At 61.7% G+C, this 23,936-nt stretch carries 18 protein-coding genes and 1 pseudogene; 7 read left to right on the top strand and 12 right to left on the bottom strand.

What is annotated here, in order from left to right:
• Positions 1–244: 244 nt before the first annotated feature.
• The 4 genes from BM413_RS22200 to BM413_RS33670 form a co-directional block, all read right to left on the bottom strand.
• Positions 245–1,183 carry a DUF2493 domain-containing protein gene (locus BM413_RS22200; RefSeq protein ID WP_091917002.1) on the bottom strand — a complete coding sequence of 313 codons (939 nt, stop codon included), beginning with the start codon at positions 1,181–1,183 and terminating at the stop codon, positions 245–247.
• A gap of 264 nt (positions 1,184–1,447) precedes the next feature.
• Complete coding sequence (locus BM413_RS22195) at positions 1,448–2,500, bottom strand: DUF7146 domain-containing protein (RefSeq protein WP_091917001.1); 1,053 nt, start codon at positions 2,498–2,500, stop codon at positions 1,448–1,450.
• Positions 2,501–2,513: 13 nt separating this feature from the next.
• Entirely contained in the window at positions 2,514–6,938 is a 4,425-nt protein-coding gene (locus BM413_RS22190; protein ID WP_091916999.1) for a strawberry notch family protein, read from the bottom strand.
• Between the two features lie 235 nt (positions 6,939–7,173).
• Positions 7,174–7,482: a hypothetical protein gene (locus BM413_RS33670; protein ID WP_244537961.1), complete on the bottom strand. Its 309-nt coding sequence runs from the start codon at positions 7,480–7,482 to the stop codon at positions 7,174–7,176.
• A 205-nt stretch (positions 7,483–7,687) separates the two neighbouring features.
• Here BM413_RS33670 and BM413_RS22175 point away from each other — a divergent pair, with 205 nt between their 5' ends.
• Complete coding sequence (locus BM413_RS22175) at positions 7,688–8,878, top strand: DUF1173 domain-containing protein (RefSeq protein ID WP_091916994.1); 1,191 nt, start codon at positions 7,688–7,690, stop codon at positions 8,876–8,878.
• Between the two features lie 466 nt (positions 8,879–9,344).
• On the opposite strand, the gene BM413_RS22170 is transcribed toward BM413_RS22175, so the two are convergent.
• From BM413_RS22170 to BM413_RS22160, 3 genes are all read right to left on the bottom strand, one after another.
• Positions 9,345–10,535, bottom strand: coding sequence for a DUF932 domain-containing protein (locus tag BM413_RS22170; RefSeq protein WP_091916992.1), 1,191 nt, complete (start codon positions 10,533–10,535; stop codon positions 9,345–9,347).
• 69 nt (positions 10,536–10,604) lie between these two features.
• Positions 10,605–10,814 (bottom strand): hypothetical protein, encoded by a 210-nt coding sequence (locus tag BM413_RS33215; RefSeq protein WP_175544401.1) that lies wholly within the window; start codon positions 10,812–10,814, stop codon positions 10,605–10,607.
• A gap of 213 nt (positions 10,815–11,027) precedes the next feature.
• Positions 11,028–13,172: a ParB/RepB/Spo0J family partition protein gene (locus BM413_RS22160; RefSeq protein WP_091916990.1), complete on the bottom strand. Its 2,145-nt coding sequence runs from the start codon at positions 13,170–13,172 to the stop codon at positions 11,028–11,030.
• 487 nt (positions 13,173–13,659) lie between these two features.
• On the opposite strand from BM413_RS22160, the gene BM413_RS22150 reads away from it, so the two are divergent.
• The 5 genes from BM413_RS22150 to BM413_RS22130 all read left to right on the top strand — a co-directional run bounded on the left by BM413_RS22150 (position 13,660) and on the right by BM413_RS22130 (position 18,956).
• Positions 13,660–14,820 carry a mandelate racemase/muconate lactonizing enzyme family protein gene (locus tag BM413_RS22150; protein ID WP_244537960.1) on the top strand — a complete coding sequence of 387 codons (1,161 nt, stop codon included), beginning with the start codon at positions 13,660–13,662 and terminating at the stop codon, positions 14,818–14,820.
• 15 nt (positions 14,821–14,835) lie between these two features.
• The gene (locus BM413_RS22145; protein ID WP_244537959.1) at positions 14,836–15,822 is read left to right on the top strand and encodes a Bug family tripartite tricarboxylate transporter substrate binding protein; all 987 of its coding nucleotides are present in this window, start codon (positions 14,836–14,838) and stop codon (positions 15,820–15,822) included.
• 95 nt (positions 15,823–15,917) lie between these two features.
• Positions 15,918–16,409 (top strand): tripartite tricarboxylate transporter TctB family protein, encoded by a 492-nt coding sequence (locus BM413_RS22140; protein WP_175544400.1) that lies wholly within the window; start codon positions 15,918–15,920, stop codon positions 16,407–16,409.
• Positions 16,410–16,422: 13 nt separating this feature from the next.
• The gene (locus BM413_RS22135) at positions 16,423–17,922 is read left to right on the top strand and encodes a tripartite tricarboxylate transporter permease (RefSeq protein WP_091916981.1); all 1,500 of its coding nucleotides are present in this window, start codon (positions 16,423–16,425) and stop codon (positions 17,920–17,922) included.
• A gap of 101 nt (positions 17,923–18,023) precedes the next feature.
• A complete protein-coding gene (locus tag BM413_RS22130) occupies positions 18,024–18,956 on the top strand; it encodes a LysR family transcriptional regulator (RefSeq protein ID WP_091916979.1) in 933 nt (310 codons plus the stop codon).
• A gap of 448 nt (positions 18,957–19,404) precedes the next feature.
• On the opposite strand, the gene BM413_RS22125 is transcribed toward BM413_RS22130, so the two are convergent.
• Entirely contained in the window at positions 19,405–19,689 is a 285-nt protein-coding gene (locus BM413_RS22125) for a DUF982 domain-containing protein (protein ID WP_091916977.1), read from the bottom strand.
• A 26-nt stretch (positions 19,690–19,715) separates the two neighbouring features.
• Entirely contained in the window at positions 19,716–20,021 is a 306-nt protein-coding gene (locus tag BM413_RS22120; protein WP_091916975.1) for a DUF982 domain-containing protein, read from the bottom strand.
• A gap of 79 nt (positions 20,022–20,100) precedes the next feature.
• Between BM413_RS22120 and BM413_RS34020 the strand changes: the two are divergent.
• A pseudogene (locus tag BM413_RS34020) lies at positions 20,101–20,232 on the top strand (MucR family transcriptional regulator); the annotation flags it as partial.
• Positions 20,233–20,356: 124 nt separating this feature from the next.
• On the opposite strand, the gene fhuF reads toward BM413_RS34020, so the two are convergent.
• The 3 genes from fhuF to BM413_RS22100 are packed head-to-tail and all read right to left on the bottom strand — an operon-like array spanning position 20,357 to position 23,899.
• Entirely contained in the window at positions 20,357–21,052 is a 696-nt protein-coding gene (gene fhuF, locus BM413_RS22110) for a siderophore-iron reductase FhuF (protein ID WP_175544399.1), read from the bottom strand.
• 32 nt (positions 21,053–21,084) lie between these two features.
• Positions 21,085–23,082, bottom strand: a complete 1,998-nt coding sequence (gene fhuB / locus BM413_RS22105) for a Fe(3+)-hydroxamate ABC transporter permease FhuB (protein WP_091916971.1) — start codon at positions 23,080–23,082, stop codon at positions 21,085–21,087.
• Entirely contained in the window at positions 23,075–23,899 is an 825-nt protein-coding gene (locus BM413_RS22100) for an ABC transporter substrate-binding protein (RefSeq protein ID WP_175544398.1), read from the bottom strand. The genes fhuB and BM413_RS22100 overlap by 8 nt, the downstream gene beginning before the upstream one ends.
• Between the last annotated feature and the right edge of the window lie 37 nt (positions 23,900–23,936).

Here is a 23,936-nt window from a genome sequence, read left to right as displayed (position 1 = left end):
AGGAGACTGGTCGCGCTGAATTCTGGCGGCTGGCGATAGGTAAATACGCGCCGTCAGCAACAATGCTCGAAAGCGCCACCTAAGCATTCCCAGAGCACTGTCTGACGCAGCTGCTCCGTCCCCTGGCAGCGGGACGGAGATCGCCTGCATGAAGGCATCAATGGCGGCGCTCCATTTCCGCGAAAATGTGTACACAAATTCGCGGAAATGTAACCCTCCTGTACCCGTCATGGGAAAACGGCGCTCAAGCGCCGTCTGTGATTTCCCAGACGTTGATGCCGAACCGGCGGGCCTTGTCGCGGAGGTTCTTGGTGATGCCGGAACCGGGGAAGATGATGACGCCCGCGGGCATGACCGAGAGCATTTCGTCGTTGCGCCGGAAGGGGGCGGCCTTGGCGTGCCGGTTCCAGTTGGGCTTGAAGGCGATCTGCGTCACCTTTCTGGCTTCGGCCCAGCAAGCAGCGATGCGCTCGGCGCCCTTCGGCGAGCCACCGTGCAGCAGGACCATGTCGGGATGCTTGGCGTGGGCCTTGTCGAGCGCTGCCCAGATTCGCTCGTGGTCGTTGTAGTCCATGCCGCCACCGAGGGCGATTTTCGTGCCGGCCGGGATCATCACCTCAGCCTCGGAGTGGCGGCGAGCGGAGAGGAAGTCACGGCTGTCGATCATCGCCGCGGTCATGTTGGCGTGGTTGACCTTCGAGCCTGTGCGCGGGCGCCATGCCGAGCCGGTCTGCGCCTCGAACAGGTCGGCTGCATAGTCCCGCATGAACTCGAAGGCTTTGCGGCGTTCAAGAAGCGTGATGCCCTCGGCCAAGTGGCGCTCCAGCTCAACGCTTTTGACCTCGGAGCCGTCCTGTTCGCGCTGGCCGGTGCGCTGCGCGTCTTCGTTGCGCTGAAGCTCGCGCTGGATGCGCTCGCCGGCCCGGTGGAAAAGATTGACCGTCGACCAGAGCAGGTCTTCGAGATCGGGCTCCAGCCGCGTGTCGCCAAGCATCTCGAACATGGCGTCGAAGATGACGGTCAGCGCAGACTGGACCACCGGCTCCTCGGGCAGGGGCCGTGGGTCGGGCTCGTCCTGGAGGGGGCGATGACCGTAGAGCTGCATTTCGTAGATGAAGCGGTCGGTCGGGGAAGACGCGTGGTGGGGCTCGACAGCGTCGTCGATGGGAAGCGCCAGGTTCATGATGGTCTCCGTCGGTTGGGGCCGCGCCTCTCGCGGCCTGACGGCGATCCCTTCCATGGGGCGGACGGCCGGAGCCGCGAGCGAAGCGAGCGGACCAGCAAAGCGCCGAGCGGCCCCGCCGCCGAAGGCCGGCCCGCCCCACGGTATGGGTCGCCTCCGGGCAGGCCCGCGGGCGCGCGCGCTCCACCATCCGGCGACCAACAGCAATCGGCCATTCCGGCACGCACGGCGACACCGCCCCACCCCGCCTTCGCCTCACGGCTATCACGCGGGCAGGAAGGCCAGCGCATCCTCCGGAGCGAGCTGCGACCGCAAATGCGCGGTGAGCCGGGCGGGTCCAAGCCGGCGTAGGTCTTCGTTGAAGTCGCCGAGTTCGGGAGCGAGCACCAGCGGCAGGATTCCGAGCGCCTGCGCGCGGCGGCTCAATCGCACGATACCGTGCCGGCCGGCGCTATCCGCATCGGCGGCGATGTAAAGACGCAGGCAGCCGGCCGGCAGGCGAAACGCGGCGAGGTGATTGGCCGTCAGCGCCGAGACCATCGGCATGTCGGGGATCACAGCGCCAAGCGACAACATGCTTTCGAGTCCCTCGCCAGCGGCCAGGACCGGGACGGGCCCCTGGACAGGCAAGCGGAAGCGCACCGCATTGCCGAGCAGTTCGCCAAGGGCGCGGCGCGGCGTATCGACCTTCGCCTTGCCGACGCTGTCCGGATCGAGCCCACAGCATTCGAGGTAGGTCCGGTGCACGCCGGTGATCGTGCCGAAGGGGTCGGTCACTGCGGCGATCAGCGCCGGGTAGCTTGTGATCCGCCCGGTCACAAGATCCCGATAGTAGCAGGACGGATGGTAACGCAGGGCTGGAAACTGGGACGCGTGCAGGATGCCGCGCCGGCGTAGGTAGCGATCCGCCAGTGTGCCGGCGAATGGTTGCGTCATGCGCAGCAGGCGTCGGGCCCGCTCGGCCGCCGGTCTATTGACCGGCGAGATATCCAGGGCGTAGTCCCTGCGGGACGCCGCCGGGTCGGGTTGGGGTTCGCTCAGGAACCGCCGCGCCTCATCCGCAACGTCGCGGAAGTCGACCAGGCCGCAGGTTTCGCGCACGAGATCGAGAAGATCGCCGTATTGTCCCGTCGCTCCATCCGCCCAACGACCGCTACGCGGCCCCGAGAGATGCACATAGAGCGACTTGCCCTTCGAGTTGGCGACATCGCCGACGATCCAGTAATTGCCGGCCTTACGGCCGGCGGAGAGGTAATGCCGGCAGACCGCCTCCGCGTCACGCGCGAGACGGTCCGCCAGTTCCGCGATGGACAACATGGCTTAGCTCCTTTCAATGCCCGCTTTCGACGGCCAGCAGCCGATGGCGCTGCGTCAGCTTCGACAGGATCGCCGGACCGTCGTCGGTCACCGGCAGGAAAAAGCGCAGCTTCCAGCTGATCATCTCGGAGAAGAGGCCGATCGAGCGCAGCCAGTCGCGCATGCCGTCGGTGAAGCCGGTAAGCTCGACGCGGTAGTCGCTCATCACTCGAGCCCGGCGCAGCGTCATATCGCCGGCAAGGCTGATGATGGAGGATCCGTCGAGCACCGATTTCCATGCCTGCTCCGCGCTGAGAACTTCCGTCTGGTCGATGCCGAAATTGGTGCAGAGCCGGGCGATGCCGGAAGGCCGGATCAGGCGACCGACGATGCGCTCACCCCCTTCGGCCTGAAGACGATAGACGCGGCAATAGTCCTGCGGCAACAGCTTCCAGATCGGCAGGAGCAAACCCGAGACGATGTGCAGTGTCGAGGTCGAGAATTCCGGTATGGCGGTAATCTCGGCATCCCAGGCGGCGGCAAAGGCCTGTTCGTCTGCCTCCTCCCAGTTCGTCTCTTCGAGCTGGCGTAGCTCGAAACGGAGTTCGTCCATCGGACGGATCAGTGCGACGCGTGGCTCAATGGCTCCGTCGTCGCGCATGATCGAGCGGGTTGGGATCATCACTGCCGGCCGGCCGGACTTGCCGTTGACCAACAGCTTTGCGCGCGGATCGCGTTCGGCAATCGCGAGGGCATCGGTCCGCGTCATGGGCGTGTTGCGGTTCATGCGTTCGATCGTCAGGAGATGCGATTGCGCGCCGGTGAGCGGATGCTTGTAGATCAGCTTGCGATCCTTGACTGTCATGCGGTCGGCCGCCAGCGTTTCCAGGCCCTTGTCATAAATTCCGGCGGCAATAGCGCCTTCGATGCGGGCGGTCAGCAATTGCTCAAAGGCCTCGAATAGAACATTCTGCATGGCGATAGTCAGCGCCAGCATGCGGTTGAGGAAGGTGTGGATCGGCGGCAATTCGTCCTTCAGGCCGCCTTCCTCGGCGGTGAGCGACAGGCCGGTGATGTTTTCGAACCGTTTGAGCGAGCAGCCCTCGATCCTGCCGGCGTAGAGAACGCCGTAGAATTGCCGGAGCGCGTCGCGGGCATATTGCGATTCGAGATTGTCCTCCGAACGGAACATGCCCTGCCCGCCGGTCTGGCGCTGTCCTCGCGTGATCGCGCCGAGCGTGTCGAGACGCCGGGCGATGGTCGATAGAAATCGCCGCTCCGACTTGACGTTGGTCGCAATCATCCGGAAGCGGGGCGGCTTCGCCTGGTTGGTGCGATGGCTGCGGCCGAGGCCCTGGATAGCCACATCCGCTCGCCAGCCTGCTTCGAGAAGATTGTGCAGGCGCTGGCGCTGGTTCTTGCAGGCAAGGTCCGCGTGATAGGAGCGCCCGGTCCCGCCCGCTTCCGAGAAGATGAGAATGCCCTTCTCGTCGTCCATGAAGGCGCGTGCCTCGTCGAGATTGGCGCTGCCGGGCCGGCTTTCGACGGCAAAGCGGGCGATGGAGCTACCGTCGTCGCGCCGCACGATGCGGCGCGAGCGGCCGGTGATCTCGGCGACGCGGTCCGTCCCGAAATGCTGGACGATCTGGTCGAGCGCGGTCGGGATCGCTGGGAGGCTTCCGAGCCGCTCCATGAGGTCGTCACGGCGGCGTTCGGCTTCGCGGCAGATGACGGGATTGCCGTCCGGATCGTAGACCGGCCGTGAGGCGACATTGCCTTCGGCATCGGAAAACTCTTCGAAGAGCTGCGTCGGGAAGGAATGCATCAGATAGTCGGCGACAAGCTCGCGCGGCGTTATGTCGACTTGGATGTCGTTCAATTCCTCGGTCGGAATCTCGACCAACCGGCGCTCGGTGATCGCCTGGCCGGTCGAGACGATCTGGATAACGGCGGCATGCCCCTCCTCCAGATCCCTGGTCGTCGCGGAGATTAGAGCCGGCGTCTTCATCGACGTCAGCAGGTGATTGAAAAATCTCTGCTTGGAGCTTTCGAAGGCCGAACGGGCTGCCGCCTTGGCGTTCTTGTTCAACGTCCCGCTCTTGCAGGTGATCCCGGAAGCTTCCATCGCCGCGTCCAGATGGGTGTGGATGACCTGAAACGCCTCGGCATAGGAATCGTAGATGTGGACCTGTTCCGCGGTCAGTTGGTGTTCGAGAATCTCGTATTCGACGCCTCCGAAGGACAGGGAGCGCGACGCATAGAGTCCCATGGCCTTGAGGTCGCGGGCAAGCACTTCCATGGCGGCAACGCCGCCGTCCTCGATGGCCGCGATGAATTCGGAGCGTGTCGGGAAAGGAAAATCGGCGCTGCCCCAGAGACCGAGACGTTCGGCATAGGCAAGGGATTCGACCTCCGACGCACCGGTCGCCGAGACATAGACGACGCGGGCATCGGAAAGCGCGCGTTGCAGGCGAAGGCCGGCTCGGCCCTGCTGCGAGGCCACCTTGTCACCGCGGTTGGTCTTACCGCCGGCGGCGTTGGCCATGGCATGGCCTTCATCGAAGATGATGACACCATCGAAATCATCTCCCAGCCAATCCACGATCTGCTGAACGCGCGAGCGCTTGCCTTCACGTTCATCAGTTCGCAGCGTCGCAAAGGTCGTGAATAGGATGCCTTCGAGGAGCGGAATCGGCTTGCCCTGCCGGAAGCGGGACAACGGCGTGACAAGGAGCTTTTCCTGGCCGAGCGCGCTCCAGTCGCGCTGCGCATCCTCGATCAGCTTGTCGGACTTCGATATCCAGACATGCCGACGGCGGCCTTTGAGCCAGTTGTCGAGGATCACGCCGGCGGCCTGACGACCCTTGCCCGCGCCGGTCCCGTCGCCGAGAAACCAGCCTCGGCGGAAGCGGACGGCGCCTTCGGACTCGGGTGAGGCGGCAGTCAGATTGTCGAAGGAGGTGTCGACCGTCCAATGACCGGCAAGATAGCCGGAATGCGCTTCGCCGGCATAGATGACGCTCTCGAGCTGGGCCTCGGACAGGTCACCGCCAGTGACAACGTGCTTCGGCAGAAGCGGGCGGTAGCTGGGTTTCGGCGGCGCGACCGACGCCATGGCGACAGACTCGACAAGCTTGTCCGGGTGCGGCCTGGCGCCGGGGATGTGTATCGCCTGGAGATGGTACGGCTCGTAGATGCCGTCGACCTTCTCAACGGCATCCGTCGGCACCGCGTCGCGCAGTTCGTAGGTAAGCTCGATGACCGTGTCATCGGTCGCCGCGGGCGGAGGCACGGCGGCCGGGCGCGCCGGGGCGGCGCGCGGGAGGCGGTCTGCGACCGCAGCGGGACGCATGGTTCCGGCGGCCTTGCGCGCTGCCATCTTCGCAGTGACGTTGCGCAGAATGTTGTTGGAAAGCGCGCCGATGGAGTTCGGCGCCGTCGACGGCGAGCGGGGTGGGAGGCCCGCGAGCCAGGCGAGAAGGGTTTCCAGATTGGGCGCGGCGCCCTTCGTCAAAACGAGCTGTTCCGAATCTGCGACCGCAATCTTGTCGATCACCGTGAGCCGGGTTTCCGTCGTGGTGCCGTGGCGGGCATAGACGCTGCCGTCGATGGCGGCGCTGAAGAGCACGGTGCCATGTTCTTGCAGCCGCACGAACCCGTCACGCCATTTGGGATTGTCGGGGGAAAGGGCGGAGCCAGTGATTGCGACAAGTCTACCGCCCGGGGCGAGCCTCGCGAAGGCGGAAGAGAGATGACGCCATGAGGCGTCATCCACGCGGCCCTCGACGTGGACCCCAGCCGAGAATGGCGGGTTCATCATGACGACGGTCGGCCGGACCGATCGGTCGAGGTAATCGTCGATATGGGCTGCGTCGTGCTGCGTGACGGTCCTTCCGGGGAAGAGTTGCTCCAGGAGAGAGCGGCGGACCGAGGCGAATTCGTTGAGGTAAAGACGCGCATGGGCAAGCTCGGCGAAGATCGCCAGCAGGCCGGTTCCGGCGGAGGGTTCGAGCACGACGTCGTCAGCCATGATGCCGGCCGCACGGGACGCGACATAGGCGAGCGGCGTTGGGGTGGAGAGCTGCTGAAGCGCCTGGCTCTCCTCGGAACGGCGCGTATGGGTCGGAACGAGCTTCGCGACCTTCTTCACCATCACGAGCGCCGCCTGCGGTGCGTTTGTGCGGGCGGCGATAGCCGTGCCGAATTTGCGCAGGAACAGGACTTGCGCGACCTCAGTCGCTTCGTAGGCGTCCTTCCACGTCCAAAAGCCCTCGGCATCGCTGCCGCCGAAGGCGCCGGTCAGGGTGGCGCGGAGATCGGCTGCGCCTATTGCCTGACCGCGTTCGATGAGCGGCAAGAGCGCGTGGCCGGCGAGAAAGATGTTTCCGCCGCGGCTCGTGTGGTCGGACGACAAGAGGGGGGCGGCCGCGGCCGCGGCCGCGGAAGAGATCACGTTCATGGAAGTGCCTGTCGAGAGCGAGGGAAGGACAGGCCCGCCCCGGACGCTCTCCAATCCCGGCAGGCCGCCCCTTGCCGGCCCCTCTCTCCCTCTCAGTGCGGCATGGAGACCAGCCCCCGGGGCATCAGCCGAGGCGCGAACTTGAGGTTGCCGAACGCAGCAGCGCCAACGACTGGCGCCTCATGCAGAAGCGCCTTGCCACCGCGGCTAATCCAGCCGGCGGCTTCCGCCGCGCTCAGCCGGTGGACGTGTGCCGGTCTTCGTAGAGCGTGTCACCGGGGCAATCCCAGAAGACGATTGCGAAACAGATCAGGTGCACGACCTCGGACCGGAAGTTCAGGAACGGGCCGGGGCGGCCGGACGAGAATGCTCGATTGCGGGCGTGGTTATGATGCTCTCCTAAAATGCGGAAAGCCCGGCGCTCCATTTGGAGCCCGGGCCTGGTTGGGGGAAATTGGGAATGGATTGGCGGAGCACGCGGCTCCGGCAGTTCGGTCACCACACCGTCGATAAATACCTCGTCGCTGTTGGTTTCGAAGAACATCAGGATGCGGCCATCGGCTCCTATCCCTCCGATGCCCTGTCGGCCGCTCTCTTCGTCTCGCGGCGCGCCCTGCCCCTTGGCCGCCGGCCACTGACGCGGTTATACCGTCTGATTTCTGATAGTATAACGCTTGATGTCCATGCTACAACCTTCTCCAAACAATCGGCGGAAAGCACCCTTACAGCCGAAAGATGAGGAGGACAGGATGCGGAGATTCAAGATCGGCGAACGGGTTCTGGATGAAACCTCACCCGAGCTCCCGGAGGCTTTGCCGCATGCCTATCAGCAGCGACTTCGACCGCTGTGCCTTTGCAAGGAACCACCAGTTCCGATGTACATCGCCCGCATGGAAGGTCAGTATCTGATCAAACGCATGCCGCTGTCGGGCCGCGAGCATGACGCCGTCTGTCCTGCCTATGAACAGCCATACGAGCTATCCGGTCTCGGACCCCTGATCGGCAACGCAATCCAGATCGATGCCAGCGGCAGGGCCGAATTGAAGCTGGACTTCACCCTAACGAAAAGAGGGCCGCGGTCGGGACCGGGCGCTCCGGCGGAACCTGCCGAGCCGAACATTCGCAGCGAAGCTAAGAAACTGTCGCTGCGAGCGACGCTGCATTATCTGTGGGAGACGGGCGAACTGTCGGAATGGCGGTCCGTTTGGGCGGGCAAGCGGGGTTGGGGTCGGGTTCGCAACAGCCTTCTCAACGCGGCGGGGCAGATGACGGCAAGGGGCGGTTCCTTGAGCGACATGCTGTATGTGCCGGAGGTGTATTATCCCAAGGACAAGGATGGCATCGCTGCCCGGCGAGCGGCGGCGCTTAAAGGCATTCAGGCGACGGGACCCGGACCGCGAAAGCTGATGCTAATGGTGGCCGAGGTGAAGGAGTTTGCGCCGGCGCGGGAGGGGCAGAGGATCAGTGTGCGGCATTTGCCGTTTCCGCTGATGGTTGAGGAGGGCGCATCGCGAAGGTTGGCCGCACGCCATGAAGCCGAGCTGGAGCTTTGGCGTTCGAACGAAGCCTCCCATCTGATCATGATCTGCACGTTCGGAATTTCGGCGGCTGGCATCGCCTCGGTCGAAGAGATAGCGCTGATGGTGGTCACCGAGCACTGGATCCCATTTGAGACCATCGACGAACTGCGACTGCTGGCGAAGCTGAGCGTTGTCAAGCGCAAGAGCGTCAAGGGGCTGCGCTTCAACCTATCGCGCGACCAGCCGATTGTATCGGTGATGCTGCCGGAGCAGAAACCCGCCCCGATCGCTATGTTCATCGTGCCCACGGGGGCCGGCGAGAACTACGAGCATGCGCTCGCGGACATGACCGACGCAAGGCCGGAGATCACACCCTGGGTCTGGAGGGTGGCGGAGGGGGAAATGCCGAGACTGCCTTGAGGCCGGAACTATGGTCATCGCCAGCGTTGGGCCGCATGAAGCCAGAAAAAGCCGTTCGTGGTTGAGGTCAAGAACGGCGTGCCTGTCACGGAAGGCGCGCATGATCTAGGGCAACGTCGACCTGAAGGCGGCCACAGCCGATCACGTTTCGGTCGAACAAGCAGTCGATGGCGCCGGGAGGACGGACGCCTCATAGCCCGATCCAAGGCAAAGCAGGAACCCGTCGATACCGTGGCGTGACTTCTTACGTGGTCCCCAGTTGTTGACTATCTACTTTGCCAGATGGGCGTACGGGGCAATCGCGATGCCGAGGCCAACCGACGTCCCTGGCCGAACCGGAAGACGCCGTTTTTATAAATGATGTCAGATTCATCCATGGCTGGGCCTCCTGCAAACAAATAAGTGCCGTCGTGCGGGTGGCGACCGAACGACGGCATGGGGACGGTAAGGAAATTTCTGTTGGCACTCAGGCGGCGCTTTCGAGCAGCTTCCTGGCCCTGCCTTCGAGTTCTAATCGCGTGTCCTGATGGTCCTTGCCACGCGCGAGTGCAGTGATCCCCTGTACAAAGTCGAATATACTCTCCGGTGGCCGCCCTTCTTCGGATAATACCGTCTCAATGATTTTGCCAGTTTCGGCTTTGGAGAACCCGCGTCGACGCAGGAAGGCCTGGCGGTCCTCGTTGTTACGCGCGACGACGCGTTCGCGCGCCGCGCGGATCCCGGCGATGAAAAGCGCGGGCGAGGAATTGGCGAAGTTTGCCAGTGCAGGCGCGGCCTCATGAGCGAAACGCTGCGCCGCGAACTTTGAATGTCGGATGGTGATTTCCTCGAAATTTTCCGTGCCCCACAAATTGCGGTTGGCACACACGGCCCTGAGATAGAAGCTCGCAATTCCTAGCGTTTTCGACCCGACCTCACTATTCCAGGCATAGAAGCCGCGGAAATATAAATCAGGCTCGCCGTTCGGGAGGCGGCCTGCCTCGATTGGATGTGTGTCGTCGACGAGGAACACGAACACATCGCGGTCGCTGGCATAGAGCGTCGTGGTCTCCTTGCTGACGTCGACGAACGGATTGTGGGTCATCGTCGACCAGTCGAGAACGCCCGGCACCTTCCAGATCGTGTCGCCCGTCCCATTGCCGGCAATGTTCATCACGGCCGAGATCAATTCATGATCCCATATGCGGCCATACTCGGGCCCCGTAACCGCCCTCAGTTCGACGCGACCGTCATCCATCTCGAGCGTTTTCACCAGCTCGGCGCGGTGGTTGAGAAGACCGTGCTGCAGATTGATCGCCGCGAGCGGCGCGGGCAGCTGGCGCATGTAGTTCGAAGGAGCGCCGACCAGGCTGCAAAGCTGCCCATAACTCCAATGCGTGGGCGCCAGCGGCTGCCGTTCGCCGGGCACGATAAGGGCGAGACGCTCGGCATTGTCCCTAGTCGCTTCCACGCGGATCGTCGAGCTTTCGACGGTCCGGGTACGGGCATGATCGGCTCGGGACTTGGCGGCTTGGTGAAGCTCGGGGAGCGACAGATAACGTTCGTCGTCAGGCCGCGAGAACCATTCTGACGACACGCGGCCAATACGCTCGCCACGCGAGATATCGACCTTGAAGCCACTGGATACCGGCCGGGAAGTGGGAACCATGGTGCTCATGATGAAGTCTCCTGAAATAAAGGAGCCCGGCGCGGCCGGGTTGTGTTGGATGGATAGGGGTGATTAGCGTCAGGCTACGTGGCTCTGCGCCTCGGTCGCGGAGGAAGGTCGCCCGACGCCGGTGACGGCGCGGACATCTTCAAGGCGAGCACGGCTATAGCCGGCCTTCGCAAGCCAAAGCTCGGCCATCTCGCGGTTGTTGGCGAGATGCAGCAATTCGACGTTATCGCCGATTTTCGAAACGACCGAGACCTGACCCGGCTCGGGTCGTTTCAGCATGCGGAAGTTCAGATCGCTGTCGATCCCTAGGTGCGCATGACCGTCACGAGGATGACGCCGCCGGCGTCGAATTTGCCCTCATGCAGGGTGATGCATGGCGGGCTCGTATGCGCGATGTCGAAGATGTGAGATGCTGACATGCTTATTCTCCTTGTCCTAAACCAGGAAGGCCCGGCATAGGGTCCGGGCCTTGGTTGAGCGGGTTGAGCCCGGTTATTCCGCAGCGTCGAGATTACGCTGCTCTCCGGCGTCGACATCCTCGGGAGAGACGCCCTCCCCTTCGACATCCTCAGCCAGGAATGCCGGCAGATCGACATCGGATGCTGCCGCGGTGCTGCCCTCGATGGGGCCGTCGTCCGCATGGTCAGCGATCTCGACAGGGGCTTGATCGACGGCGAACCGCAGCGGCTCGGGCAGCCATCCGCTGCCTTCCAGCAGCCGGGCGGCCTCGCGCGCCATGTCGGGCTTCTTGAGGTGGTCGATCAGTTGCGCCGACTGCTCGCCCTTCGCTTCGAGAACCGCCTGCAGGATATGTGCCTTCGTCACTCGGCCGAGATAGTTGTCGACCGTCGGCACCCACCCTGCCTCGACCATGTCGAAGGCGATCGAGCGGGCAAGTTGCTCGGCATGGGCGATCGCCGCGGGCCGGCGGTTCCAAGCCTGAACGACGGCATTGAGCGACTGCGAAACGCAATGGGCGAACAGCGCCTGCCGGCTGGCCTCGTCAAGGGCGACCAGGTAGTCCCAGACCTCGCTGGCATCCTTGGGGAGATCGTGACCCCATACCTCATGGCGCTCCTCGATCTCCTTCGCCCAGACCGTTTCGCCCAGATCCTGCGTCTGGCTGAATTTCGCGCTTTGGAGCGTGATCTCAAGGCACGAGTCCGAGCCATAAACAAAGAAGGTCTTCAGGACGAAAACGTGGAGGGCGGCGACGAAGGCCATGACCGGATCGTTAGCGAGCGCGTTCCGCATTGCAATGGTGCGGGTTGCCGTCAGATCCTCGATAACGCGGTCGGAGATCGGTCGAACTCTGTCGTCCTCCTGTTCCGGCGACTCGACCGCGACCGACTTACCGTTGACCGAGACGCCGCCCGTCGTCGCACTCGCGACGGCATCATCTGCGCCGCCATCGTGATCGCCGGCATCACGCTCATCGACGTCGACGACGGGCTCGTCCTCGGGCCGGACGAATCCGCGCTCGATTTTCAGCTCGCCGCTGGCGCTCAACGAAATGAAGGCGCCGCCGCGTACGACGTCTTGCCTGTCGAAGACATAGGGCCGGTCATTCAGCCGATCGAGTTCATTGCCGAGTTCTTCGATACGGGTTTCCGTTTCCTCGGAATAGTTTTCCGCCTCTGCGTATTCCGCATCGAGCTTATCGTATTCCGCCTTCACCTTGTCGTACCGGTCAAGCTCTTCCGCGGAGACCTCAGCTCGCTCGCCATAGAAGCGGCGCAGACCGGAGGTGTGGCCATAGGGGAAGTCGAGCGCGGCATCGACCCATTTCCAGCCTTCTTGCGTCTTCAGCGCCTCGGCGTCGGTCTTCAGCCTGTCGAACACGAGCTGCTCAAGCAGCGCCGGATCCTGGAGCCACCCGCCTTGATCCTGCTCGAACAGATCGCGCATGATGACACCACCTGCTGCCTCGTAAGCTTCGATGCCAACATAAACCGCACGGCGATCGGCGACGCGGACCGCCGTTTCGGTGAGGAGCCGGCGGATGTAATAGGATTCCCGGACATGCGACCGCGAGACCGTATCCCAGACCTGCTCCTGACGAACGTGATCGTTGGTGATGGAAAAGGCCATCACCTGTTCCAGTTTCATCTCGTCGCTCGCATAGAGGTCGAGCAGACGCGGCGAGACCGAAGCGAGCCGCAGTCGCTGGCGCACCGTCGAAACCGAGACGAAGTAGCGGGCAGCGATTTCCTCTTCCCCGAGGCCCTGGAGGTGCAAGGTCTGGAACGCCCTGAACTGATCGAGTGGATGGAGCTGAAGGCGGTGTACGTTTTCGGCGAGTGAATCGTCCTCGAGCGAGGTGGCGCCGCCCCGCTTGACGATGCAAGGGATCGGCTCTGTCTTGGCCATGCGCTTTTGCTTGATCAGGAGTTCGAGCGCGCGGTAGCGCCGGCCGCCAGCGGGGACTTCGTAGTGGCCGGTTTCCTTGCCCTCCTCGCCAAGCATCGGCCGGACGTTCAGGCTCATAAGAAGCCCCCGAAGGGCGATATCGTTGGCAAGTTCCTCAATGGAAACGCCCGCTTTGATGTTGCGAACGTTCTTCTGCGAGAGTTCGAGCTTGTCGAAGGGAATATCGTCAGATCGATCGAGGGTGATTTTCTGAATGGCCTTTGCCATGTCGCTTCTCCGTAGCGGGCCGGCCGGAGCCTCTCTCCGACCACCTCAACCCACCGCGAAAGCCCCCTCCCCCCTCTCCCTCTGCGCTGACATATCGCCCCGCCCGTCCCGGCCCGCGAAGGTTGCGCAAGTCATGTGGGTTCAAGTCATGTGGGTTAATGTAGCGGCTCTGGGCTTTCTCGTAGCTGCCGACTTGCTCGGCAAGTGCGGCCCTCACTGAGTTGGGTTGGCTTGCCGAAATGCTGTCCAGCGCAGCGCCGCCGGACAACGTATCAAGCGCCTTCAATCTTTTCACCGATGAAGCACGCCTTCGGAGACATTGAGCGATAGGGCATACGACCTGAGTAGGTCATCGCGTCTCACCTGCGCGGCCGCAGCTTCGTAGAAAAATGAGCGGGCCATCTCCCACAATTTCTGATTAATCCCGAAGATTAATTCAATTTTCTGAGGGCGCGATATCGCTATTGTGCCTACGTAGGAGGCCATGATGCTCAACGAAACCATGCTTTACAAAACTTCTGTCGCAACGCCTCGGCAGCGGATTGCAAGAATCTCTATTCACGACCTGAAGGGTATTCCGATCGCCCCGCCACCCTATCGTGATCGACCCAACACGGAAGGTGCCCTCCTCCTCGAAATGGAAACGGATGACGGCATCATCGGTTGGGCGACGAGCGGATATACACATCCGGTCGCGATCGAACTGATCGAGAAATACCTTGCGCCCCGCATTATCGAGGAAAGCGTTGATCCGTTCCGCACAGAGCGTATACCGCAGCTTTTCGACCGCCATACATGGGAGCGGCCGTTGGGCCGGGTGCTTATTTCAGCTATGGCGATGATCGACATCGCGTGCTGGGACATTAAGGGAAAAGCGGTCGGTCGGCCGGTACACCATCTGATTGGCGGCGCGCGCGACCGTGTGCCGGTCTATATCACACATGGCGCTGCCTATGACGGGGCGCCGGTCTATAGCCGTGAAGAACTGGCCGCGGAGGCGGCCCATCTCGTCTCGCTCGGCTATACACACCTGAAAAACACAGTCGGTCGCCAAGCGATCCCCGACCCCATCGACGATTACCATAGGATGGCGGCGATGCGCGAGGCCGTCGGTGCGGACGTGAAGCTGTCGATGGATGGCAATCTGCGCATGACCCTTCCCGATGCGGTGCGCTTATGTAACCTATGTGAAAAGCTGGACATAAACTTCATCGAGGAACCCGTCCACTATAACGAGCCGCGAAATCTAGCGCATCTGCGCAGCCAGACTAGCATTCGCGTCGCCGCCGCCGAGAACGAGCACTACAAGGCTCGCGATTATCTGGAAGCGGGCTCTGTCGATTATCTTCAGCCTAACATCAACAATGACGGCGGGCTTACCGCAAGCCTGAGAATCGCAGCCCAGGCCCGTGCTTACAATGTGCCGCTCAGCCATGGTAACGGCAACGGCCCGCACAACATCGCCCTCCATGCTGGCGTTCTGAATGGCGGCCTTGTGGAGTATCACTTCCATAAGTGGATGACCTACAACGCGCTCTTCGAGGAGGTTCCACAGCCGGACAAAGGCTGGTTGAACGTGTCGCAGAAACCCGGTTTCGGCCTCGAACCGAAAGACGGGATCATTAAGGAATACAAACGGAATAACTAGTGCAGGAACCCGCCGGTGGTGACGCGCTGCCCCGGCGATAAGACCTTTGGGAGGAAACTAATGCGTAAATCCATATTTGCCGTGGCCATGGCGGCCTGCGGCCTCTTCGCCACTTGCGCCATCGCAGCCGATTATCCCGAGCGGGACGTCACGCTGATCGTGCAGTCTTCGCCCGGCGGCGGTTCGGACATAATTGCCCGCACCATCGCGCGGATCGTCAATGAAGGGAAACTAAGTTCCACGCAGATGCTTGTCGAAAACAAGCCCGGCGGCGGCGGCGCCATCGCCTACAACTACGTGGCGCAGCGCAAAGGCGACCCCTATGTCATGGGCACTATCGCGACGAGCTTCTTTGTCGCGCCGCTAATGGGTCAGTCGCCTGCAAAGGTGGAGGACTTCCAGCCCATCGCCGTTATCGCGGGAGATCCGTTCATTCTCGTGGTGGAAGCCAAATCGGGCATCGCGACGCTGGATGACATCAAGTCCAAGAAGGTGCTGCGCATCGGCAACACTGGCCCGGTAACCGACCCTGCACTGTTGGCGGTTTCGCTCGGCAACGAACTTGGCATCGAGGTCCGCCCAGTTCCCTTCAACGGCGACGGCGAAGTCACCACCGCTCTTCTGGGTGGACATATCGATCTGCAATTCGGGAACGCTTCTGAAGTCATGGCTCAGATCGAGGCGGGCCGCCTGAGGCCGATCGCAGTGACTTCGCCGGAAAGACTTGCTTCCTTGCCCGACGTGCCGACGTTCAAGGAGCTCGGTTCGGACATCGAACTGATGCTCTATCGCGGCGTGGTGATGCCAAAGGATATGCCGGCAGAGGCGATCGCATTCTGGGAAGACGTGATGAAGAAGGTTTCAGAAAGCGATATTTGGAAAACCCAGTATGTGGAGCGTAACAACTCTGTGCCGCTCTATTGGGATGCGGACGAATTCGCCCGCCGGGTACCCGAGATCAGCAAGCTTTACGCCGATTATCTAACAACCATTCAGAAATAGCGCATCCGATGTGCTCCGGGAGGCCGATGCGATTGGCGCAGCCATTCGCCGGATTGCGGAGCACATCGACATGCAACACGCATCGGGAGGTACGAGTGCGAGTGCTTACGGCCGAAAAACTCTTCACATCGCTTTTTGCGGCGTTTGCCGTGTTCCTCCTGTGGCGATCCTATGACTACGGCATCCTTTCCAGCACGATAACCGGACCCGGTTTCTTTCCCGCGATCGCGGGTGCCCTGATCCTGGTCAGCACCGGTACTTCCCTTTTTTCAAAGGTGAAGGGTGGCGAGAGCAAGATTCTCGACGAGGACGGTGCCGGGAATGCCGCCGGACCTGGAATCCGTGTAGAGGTCTTTCGTGTCACCGTCCTTATTGGTGTCACCGCGCTGTTCATCGTCCTTGCACCTTACGTGGGCATGATCGCGCTCACCCCGTTCTATGTCTTCGCCTGTTTCCTGGCGCTTGCGCCCGATTTCAGGCTGGCGCGCCTCGGCGTTGGCGCAGGCACCGCAATCACGTTCACGCTTCTGGCGTGGGCGATCTTCGACAAGGCCCTCGGCGTTCCGATGCCGCGCGGGTTCTTTTGATAGAGGACCGGAAATGGAAATCTTTTCTGATCTCTTATTTGGCCTTTCGGTGGCGACCAGCGGCCCCATGCTGCTAGCCACCTTGCTGGGTGTCTTGTTGGGCCTTGCCATCGGGGTGCTGCCGGCGATGGGACCGCCAGCCGCCCTTGCGATCCTGCTTCCCATTGTTGTGTCCTTCGAGCCGACAGTGGCCGTCGCTGGCCTGGCTGGCGTCTACTATGGCGCCATGTACGGCGGCGCGGTCACCTCGATCCTGCTCGGCATTCCCGGCGAGAGCGCGGCCATGATGACCACGCTTGACGGCTACCCGATGGCGAAAAACGGTGAAGCCGGGCGCGCCCTCGGCATTGCCACCTTCGCCTCCTTTGTCGGCGGCTTCATCTCCATATTACTGTTCACCGCCATCGCTGCACCCTTCGCCGAATTCGCCCTGCGCTTCGGGCCAATCGAGATGACCGCGCTCATGGTGATGACGCTGATCTTTTCCACGTCTCTCGGTGGAGAAGACAGGGCTAAGGGTTTTGCGGCTCTCGGCCTGGGACTGTGGCTGGGCACGGTCGGGCTCGACATCGTCAGCGGTTCGCCGCGTTTCAACTTCGGTACCTTCGAACTGCTGGAGGGCATCGAGTTTACCGTCATCGCAATCGGCATGTACGGCGTCGGGGAAATCCTGGCGAGCGTGAATGAGACCGCGCCCAAGGTCGCCCGCGCGCGTTATACGCTGAGGGCGCTTCTGCCGCGCATCAGCGACATGTACAAGACATGGAAGGACCTGATCGTCGGCTCAGTCATCGGCTTCGTCGTCGGCGTGCTGCCGGGCGCCGGCGCAACGGCGGCAACGATTTTTTCCTATTCTTTCTCGAAGAAGATTTCGCACCATCCCGAAAACTTCGGCAAAGGGGCTCCCGAGGGCATCGCCTCCCCTGAAGCCGCGAACAATTCGGCCTCCTATGCGGCCATGATACCGCTCTTTACCCTCGGCATTCCGGGTTCGGGAACCACCGCGATAATGCTGGGCGGACTGCTGATGCTCGGCCTTCAGCCCGGCCCTCTGCTTTTCGAGCAGAATCCGGACTTTATCTGGCCGGTGATCGGAACCTTTTACACGGGCAACCTGATGCTCGTCGTGCTCACCATCCTGCTCACGCCGATCCTCGCCTCGCTGGTCTTTATCCCCGCCGCTTATCTCTTCCCGATCGTGCTGGGGATCGTCGTCTACGGCGTATTCAGCGTCAATTACTCCTTCTTCGATCTCGGCATGGCTATGGGGTTCGGGCTACTCGGATATCTGTTCCGCAAATTCAGCTACCCATCCGTTCCCGTTCTTCTTGGACTGGTGCTGGGGCCAATCCTGGAACAGAATGTGCGCCGCTCGCTCATCATGTCAAATGGCGATATCGGCATCTTTGCCAGCAGCACAATTTCGGTCGTCTTTCTGCTGCTTTCGGCCGGTCTGCTGCTGTTGCCAATGTTCAAATGGGCGAAGGCACGGTTGAAAAAGGCAGGCGTCTAAAATGCCGCCAATCTGCGAGAACCGCGCGCTCCGCTTGAAGGCGGGAGGGGTCTTGTCTATCACGGAGTGGGTAGGCATGCCCAGCTGAGGCCGGAGCGACAATGATCAAACCGCGAACCGTTCACGATCTCGCCCATGTGAACCTCAAGCTCGTCAGCACATTCGTCTGTGTCGCGGAGTTCGGCTCATTTCAGGCCACCGCCAAGGCGATGGGGCGTTCCCAGTCTGCGATCTCAATGCAGATCAAGGAATTGGAGGCGCAGGCCGGAACCCAGCTGTTCCTGCGCACGACACGTCATGTGGAACTGACGGTGGCCGGCAAGATGTTGCTCGATCAGGCGCGTGCGTCGATCTCTGGTCTTTCGATGACGTTTCGCCATATTAAGGAAGACATCGATTTCCGGCGCGGCCATGTTCGCATCGCCTGTTCGCCCACCTACGCTGCAGCGCGTCTGCCCTACATTATTAAGGCGTTTAAGGATGCCTTTCCCGGCGTGAAGGTCTCCATTGGTGAATATAAGTCGGCCGAGATTCTGAATGCCTTGAAGCAGGACAAGGCGGATTTCGGCGTCGGCCCGGAACTCTCAGACCCTGAGATGACATTTGAATATGGTCGTGCCGAGCCGCTTCTTGCAGTTGTTCCCAATGAGTGGATTCAGAATGGTGAAGACACTGGAACTATAGCCCTTGATATCGTGCTGAGCCACTCCCTGGTCATGTTCTACCCAAACACAGTAGTGCATCAGATTATTTCCGGGGCAGCGGAAGAAAAGGGTTTGGCATTCACGGTAGAATATTACTGTATACAGGGGGAGACGTTGCTTGCGTTTGCAAACGCAGGCATCGGCATTGCAATACTGACCGCTTCGATCGCCGATCTTTCACGCGTCAAGAACTGCAAGGTTCTGAGAATCATCGAACCTGAATTGTACAGGCATTTTACGATGATCACCCGGAAAGGGATGACATTGCTGCCTGCAGCAAAGCATCTCTACGGCTTGATATCGGAAGACATTACCAACCAAGCCGGGTGACCCCTGCGGAGATAGCCAAACCAGTTTTTCGAGCCGCTACCGCAATGCCCGCATACGCTCAACTGGGTCAAAACTTCCACCCCATGCACAATCCGGAATTATCTGTCGCTGTCCGGATTAAACCCAGTTGCGGAGATGGTGTGCGCTATTGCGCGCGCCGGGTCAAAACGCGTCAAGTTGGGCGTAAAGGTGGATTTAGTCAATCTTTCCGGTCTGGCTGACCAAGCTTTCCAAAGGTGGCCGCGACCGCTTCGAACCGTTGCGGGATTGTTGTAAGCGGGATGACGCGCAACGAATTGCTCGGAATTGGTTGAGGAGGTTCGCCGTGCCCTCTGCGCACGCAGCAGTCAAGCTCCGTTCGGCCGCCAGCCAACCGCGCAGGTTCCATTGGGGTTAGAGGATCGGAGGCGGCAGAATATCTCCCGCCGCCCCGGCTGTTTCTCGACTGTTAGACGTGCCTGGCTCGAGGAGCGTTCTCGTTCGGTGGCATCATACCATCTTCGATGAGAATGTCCTTCTTGCGCGCAAAAGCTGCGAATATGCCACGCGCTGTTTCCGCCTCAATCTCTCCAGTCAAGGCCGCCTTGCAGGCTCTGATAGCTGCCCTTTGTTCCGGACTATTGCCGCACCAGTCCAAGGCGAACTGATATGCGTCGATAACAGTGTTGAGTTGCCGAGGAAAGCCAAGCCCGACCCATACGCGGATCGGCTGCTCGAAGGGCTTTGCAAGCATATCAACCTCCCTTCTTCCTGACTGGCTTAAGCGATCACACCGCCGCTGCGGCTGGGATTCGGAGCCAACATCCACGGCATAGGCATTGTAGCTTCTTCGAGGATTCTCACCGATTTGGCGAAGCTTGCGAAAGCATCTCGCGCAGCGGACCGCGGAAAGTCGCTGTCAAAGGCTCTCTGGCAGGCGCGGAGGGCGGTTTGGTAGATAGGCCCGCGTCTGTTTTTCGGCCAATCGTAGAGAAATTCCAGGGCGTCTTCGAGGCAGGAAATCTCTTGGATACGGACATTTCCGTCCTTCACGAAGATAGGGTTGTCGAAAATCCGATCGCTCATCTGATCCTCCAAGTCGAACGAAAATTTGAGTTTCGGGGTGGGTCACGGCCGCCAACGGCGATGGCCCGGCAAAAAATATGTGTCGGCCGGTTTTAGTCGTCAAGATTGTGATGAAAGGTTCCACGGTGACAGCCCGGTCTGCCTCGACGACGGCAAGAAATTCAAGTCGCTGAAACGTCATCTGTCGGATTATTACGGTATGACCCCTGAGGGCCGGTCGTGGCATGAGTGACGATCCTGAAAGCTGACTTGGTGCGGGGGCCGTCAACGCGGGCCATATCTGTCCCAGAAGTCGATGCAGAACTGTCGCTTTAACGGGATTTTTCCGAAGGCGGCTAACCGGGTCCTTGTCTACGCGACACATCGAGCGGACAACTCTTGCAGTAAGCCAATGAAGGGATCAGATAGCGCAGGCAGCAGACACGTCGCTGGCGATGCGTCTCGTCGCCTTTGCTCACATAGCGCACAGGCTGGTAAAGCCCGTTCCTGCTTCCATCTGGCCAGTGCCGCGATGCAAAGAGGAGGCTGCCGGCTTGCACACCCGGGTGATCGGTTCCAAGAAGCGTCTCGCATTCTCGCATCACGTTTTCGGCAACGTTGCCGGCATTGCTCCACAGGACCTTCTGGGGCAGACCGCTCGCATGGGACAGCGCGGCGATAAGCGGCTTCAGATGCCTCTCGATAAGCACGTCGAAGCGCTCATGGGCGTCGGCTGGGCGAACTGCGCTCCCCTCGCCGGACAGACGAATTGCCGATGTGCGGCTATCTTCGGAAAGGATGACTCCGATCAACTGGATATCGGTCGGAAGATGCCAGTCGGCAATGACATTGGCGGCAAGAACCGGCGTCAGCAGCACGGAAAAATGCCATTTGGACCATTGGGTCGCGACGGCCGGAAGATCGGGCTGCTCATAGTTTTCCGCAAAACGCGCAAGCAGCCTGCCTAGCCTGCGTTCGTCTAGGAGCTCACTGCCCGGAACATAAGGGCGCGGATCGTCTTCGAGGACAAGCTGTTCACCGATTGTGGCCAAGTCACCACGGAAGATGGGTTGGAGCGCCGGGATCATCGCCGAAACGACAACGCAACGAAGTATGTGCCGCCGAGCATGGTTGCTATCAGCCCTGCCGGTATCTGCCATGGAAACGCGATGGTTCGGCCGATCCAGTCCGCCAGCACCATCAGGAGCGCGCCGATCGTTGCTGCCACATAGGTTTGCGCAATCGGCCGCCTGATGCCGAGCAGCCGCGCCATATGCGGCGCCATCAGCCCGACGAAGCTGAGCGGCCCGACGATCAGCGTCGTCGTGCCTGTCAGTGCAGCGGTTGCCAGAAGCAGTACGAGGCGGCTGCGGCGGAGCGACAGACCCAGGCTTGTCGAGGTGGCCGCGCCCAGCGGCAGAATGGCAAGCCAGCGCGCCAGGAACGGCACAAGGACGAGCGACCCAGCTGCCAGAAAACAGATGACCATGGCGTCTGTCGCGGTCACTGAATAGGTCGAGCCGGATAGCCAGTTCAGCACGTGCAGGACGCGGACATCGCCGATGAAGACCAGGAAGGTCAGCGTTGAGCCAAGCACGGTGCTGAGCGCCACCCCCGTCAGGAGCAGGTGCTCCGGCGAGAAGCCGGAGCGGCGGCTGAGCCACAGGACCATGACCAGCACCAGGCCGGCGCCCAGGCTGGACAGGCCCATCATGGTGATGCGGTCGAGTGGCGGCAAAAGGAACGTTACCAGCAACAGGATGATCGCCGCGCCCGACGAGATGCCAAGCATTTCCGGACTTGCGAGACCATTTCCGGTCATCCGTTGCATCAGCATGCCTGCGATGGCGAGCATCACGCCGGAAGCGAGTGCCGCCGTCACCCGTGGCAGCCGCCAAGGCACAAGGTCTCCGAATTCGTCTCCGAGCGCGATATGCCATCCTTCCGGCAATCGCCCGACAGCGAGCGCCACGGAGATGACAACCGCAAGCGTTGCCAGAGCCACGATGATCCAGACCACGGGAAGGCCATCGCACGACTGCCTTGCCACTATTGCTCCGGACGTCTGGGGCAGCCTTTGCGACGATCGTATCGTTCGCATCAGCCAGATGAGCAGCGGCGCGCCGACGACCGCGGTGACGGCGCCGGCCGGGATCTCCATGCCACCCGAAACAAAAACGAGGCCCTGATCGGTAAGCGCCAGCAGGCCGGCGGAAATGAGAGGCCCGGCCAACAGCCTGTCGCGGAACCGCCGCGCTCCGGCATGACGCGCGATGGCAGGCCCAGCAAGGCCGATGAAGCCGATCACGCCGACTGCGCCCGCCACGAAGCCGCTCGCCACCACCGCAATGACGATGGCCAATGTTCTGACCGTAGCGAGCGACAGGCCGACGCTGCGCGCATTTCCCTCCTCGAGGTCCAGCAACGTCAACGGTCTTGTCATCAGCACGGTGGCCAGAAGAACGAGCCCGAGCCGAGGCAGCAGGTCCTGTACGCCCTTCCAGTTGTTCTGGACCAGCGAGCCAGCCTCCCAGTTATAGAGGTCGCTCAATGCCTCGAAATGGACGAGCGTCAGCATCGAGCCGAACGCATTTAGCGAGAGCGAAAGGATCAACCCGGCGAGGATGACGGAGAGCGGCGAGAACCCCTGGCGCGATGCGAGCAGCAGGACCACGAGCGTGGCGATCATGCCGCCGGCGAAAGCGACGATGTCCCAGCCCAAAGCGAGAGCGCCAGGCGCCCAGAGGATGGCGATCGCCAGCGCGCATTTGGCGCCGGCAAACACCCCAAGTGTGCCGGGTTCGGCAAGCGGGTTGCGCAGCACCTGCTGGAACACCAACCCCGCAAGTCCGAGCGCGCCACCGCAGAGCAGGCTCATGACGAACCTCGGCATCAGCACGTCGCGCGCCATCAGTTGCGTGAGATTTGCCGGGTCGAAGCCGACGAAAGCTTCCATCCAGCCATTGACGGGCAACAGGTTTCGCAGGTTGAGCGCAAGCAGCGCCAGCGAAAGAAGCAGCAGGAGGTTTCCGAGGAACGCAGCCCGGTTGCCGGACGTTCGCGGGATTGCCAGATCAGTCATCTTCAGGAAGTCCGTCGGCAAGCTGACGGGCAAAGCGCATCGCCGTGAAGACGCCACCGCTCGGGTAGATGACCGGCATCATCGTCACGCGGCCGCTTCGCACGGCGGGTAAGGCATTCCACAGGGCGCTTTCGGCAAGCCGTTCGAGCGCGCGCGCAGTCTCCGGGCCACGGTCGAAGTGGACTATGCGGGCTTCGGGGTTCCTAGCAAGTTGGTCGATACCGACGGAAGCAACGCCCGAAGCGTTGACGCGACCTTGCCAGGCATTGCTCAGCCCGAGCCGCCGCAGGACATCACCGATGAGCCCGTTTCCTCCGAAAACCGCGACATTACGGCCATTCTCAAAAAAGCGGCAAACATAGAGCGGCCTCGCCGAGCGTGGGCCGAGCGCAGCACGTGCCGCCGACAAAGCGTCATTTGCCTGCTGACCCCAGCGCGTCGCTTCCGCTTCGCGCCCTGCAAGACTTCCGATCTTTTCCAGCAGCGTTGCCATGTGATCGAGCGCCGGAACATCGCCGGCGATGGTCTGCAGCGGCACGAGCGGTGCAATGCGGGCCAGCCGGTCGAGCCCGCCGACCTGCCACGATGCCAGCACGATGACATCCGGCTTGAGGGACTGGAGATATTCCGCATTCGGTTCGGTGAGAGGTCCGAGGTCCGTTACCTCGTCAGGAAGAAGCGGTTGTGCCACAAGCCGGCGATAGAGGGGAAGATTGGCTGCCGCCAACGGCGTCACGCCAAGAGTGAGCAGAAGCTCAGTCGGCAGAAGGTCGAGCGAAACGATCCGCGGGGTCGATGCGGCACGGAGCGGGGCCAAGCCAAGCGACGCGAAAGGGGCGGCAAATGCCGCCCCG

Source organism: Mesorhizobium sp. YR577 (assembly GCF_900116595.1).
In the GTDB taxonomy this organism is placed as follows: domain Bacteria; phylum Pseudomonadota; class Alphaproteobacteria; order Rhizobiales; family Rhizobiaceae; genus Mesorhizobium_M.
This window is presented reverse-complemented; position numbering and strand designations above follow the sequence as displayed.

Bases quoted from the DNA above. Each gene is read 5' to 3' on its own strand.
- BM413_RS33670 (WP_244537961.1), bottom strand. From the start codon at position 7,482: ATGTTCTTCGAAACCAACAGCGACGAGGTATTTATCGACGGTGTGGTG.
- BM413_RS22130 (WP_091916979.1), top strand. From the start codon at position 18,024: ATGATCAAACCGCGAACCGTTCACGATCTCGCCCATGTGAACCTCAAG.
- BM413_RS22150 (WP_244537960.1), top strand. From the start codon at position 13,660: ATGCTCAACGAAACCATGCTTTACAAAACTTCTGTCGCAACGCCTCGG.
- BM413_RS33215 (WP_175544401.1), bottom strand. From the start codon at position 10,814: ATGCTGAAACGACCCGAGCCGGGTCAGGTCTCGGTCGTTTCGAAAATC.
- fhuB (WP_091916971.1), bottom strand. From the start codon at position 23,082: ATGACTGATCTGGCAATCCCGCGAACGTCCGGCAACCGGGCTGCGTTC.
- BM413_RS22135 (WP_091916981.1), top strand. From the start codon at position 16,423: ATGGAAATCTTTTCTGATCTCTTATTTGGCCTTTCGGTGGCGACCAGC.
- BM413_RS22160 (WP_091916990.1), bottom strand. From the start codon at position 13,172: ATGGCAAAGGCCATTCAGAAAATCACCCTCGATCGATCTGACGATATT.
- BM413_RS22170 (WP_091916992.1), bottom strand. From the start codon at position 10,535: ATGAGCACCATGGTTCCCACTTCCCGGCCGGTATCCAGTGGCTTCAAG.
- BM413_RS22200 (WP_091917002.1), bottom strand. From the start codon at position 1,183: ATGAACCTGGCGCTTCCCATCGACGACGCTGTCGAGCCCCACCACGCG.
- BM413_RS22120 (WP_091916975.1), bottom strand. From the start codon at position 20,021: ATGAGCGATCGGATTTTCGACAACCCTATCTTCGTGAAGGACGGAAAT.
- BM413_RS22125 (WP_091916977.1), bottom strand. From the start codon at position 19,689: ATGCTTGCAAAGCCCTTCGAGCAGCCGATCCGCGTATGGGTCGGGCTT.
- BM413_RS22175 (WP_091916994.1), top strand. From the start codon at position 7,688: ATGCGGAGATTCAAGATCGGCGAACGGGTTCTGGATGAAACCTCACCC.
- BM413_RS22195 (WP_091917001.1), bottom strand. From the start codon at position 2,500: ATGTTGTCCATCGCGGAACTGGCGGACCGTCTCGCGCGTGACGCGGAG.
- BM413_RS22190 (WP_091916999.1), bottom strand. From the start codon at position 6,938: ATGAACGTGATCTCTTCCGCGGCCGCGGCCGCGGCCGCCCCCCTCTTG.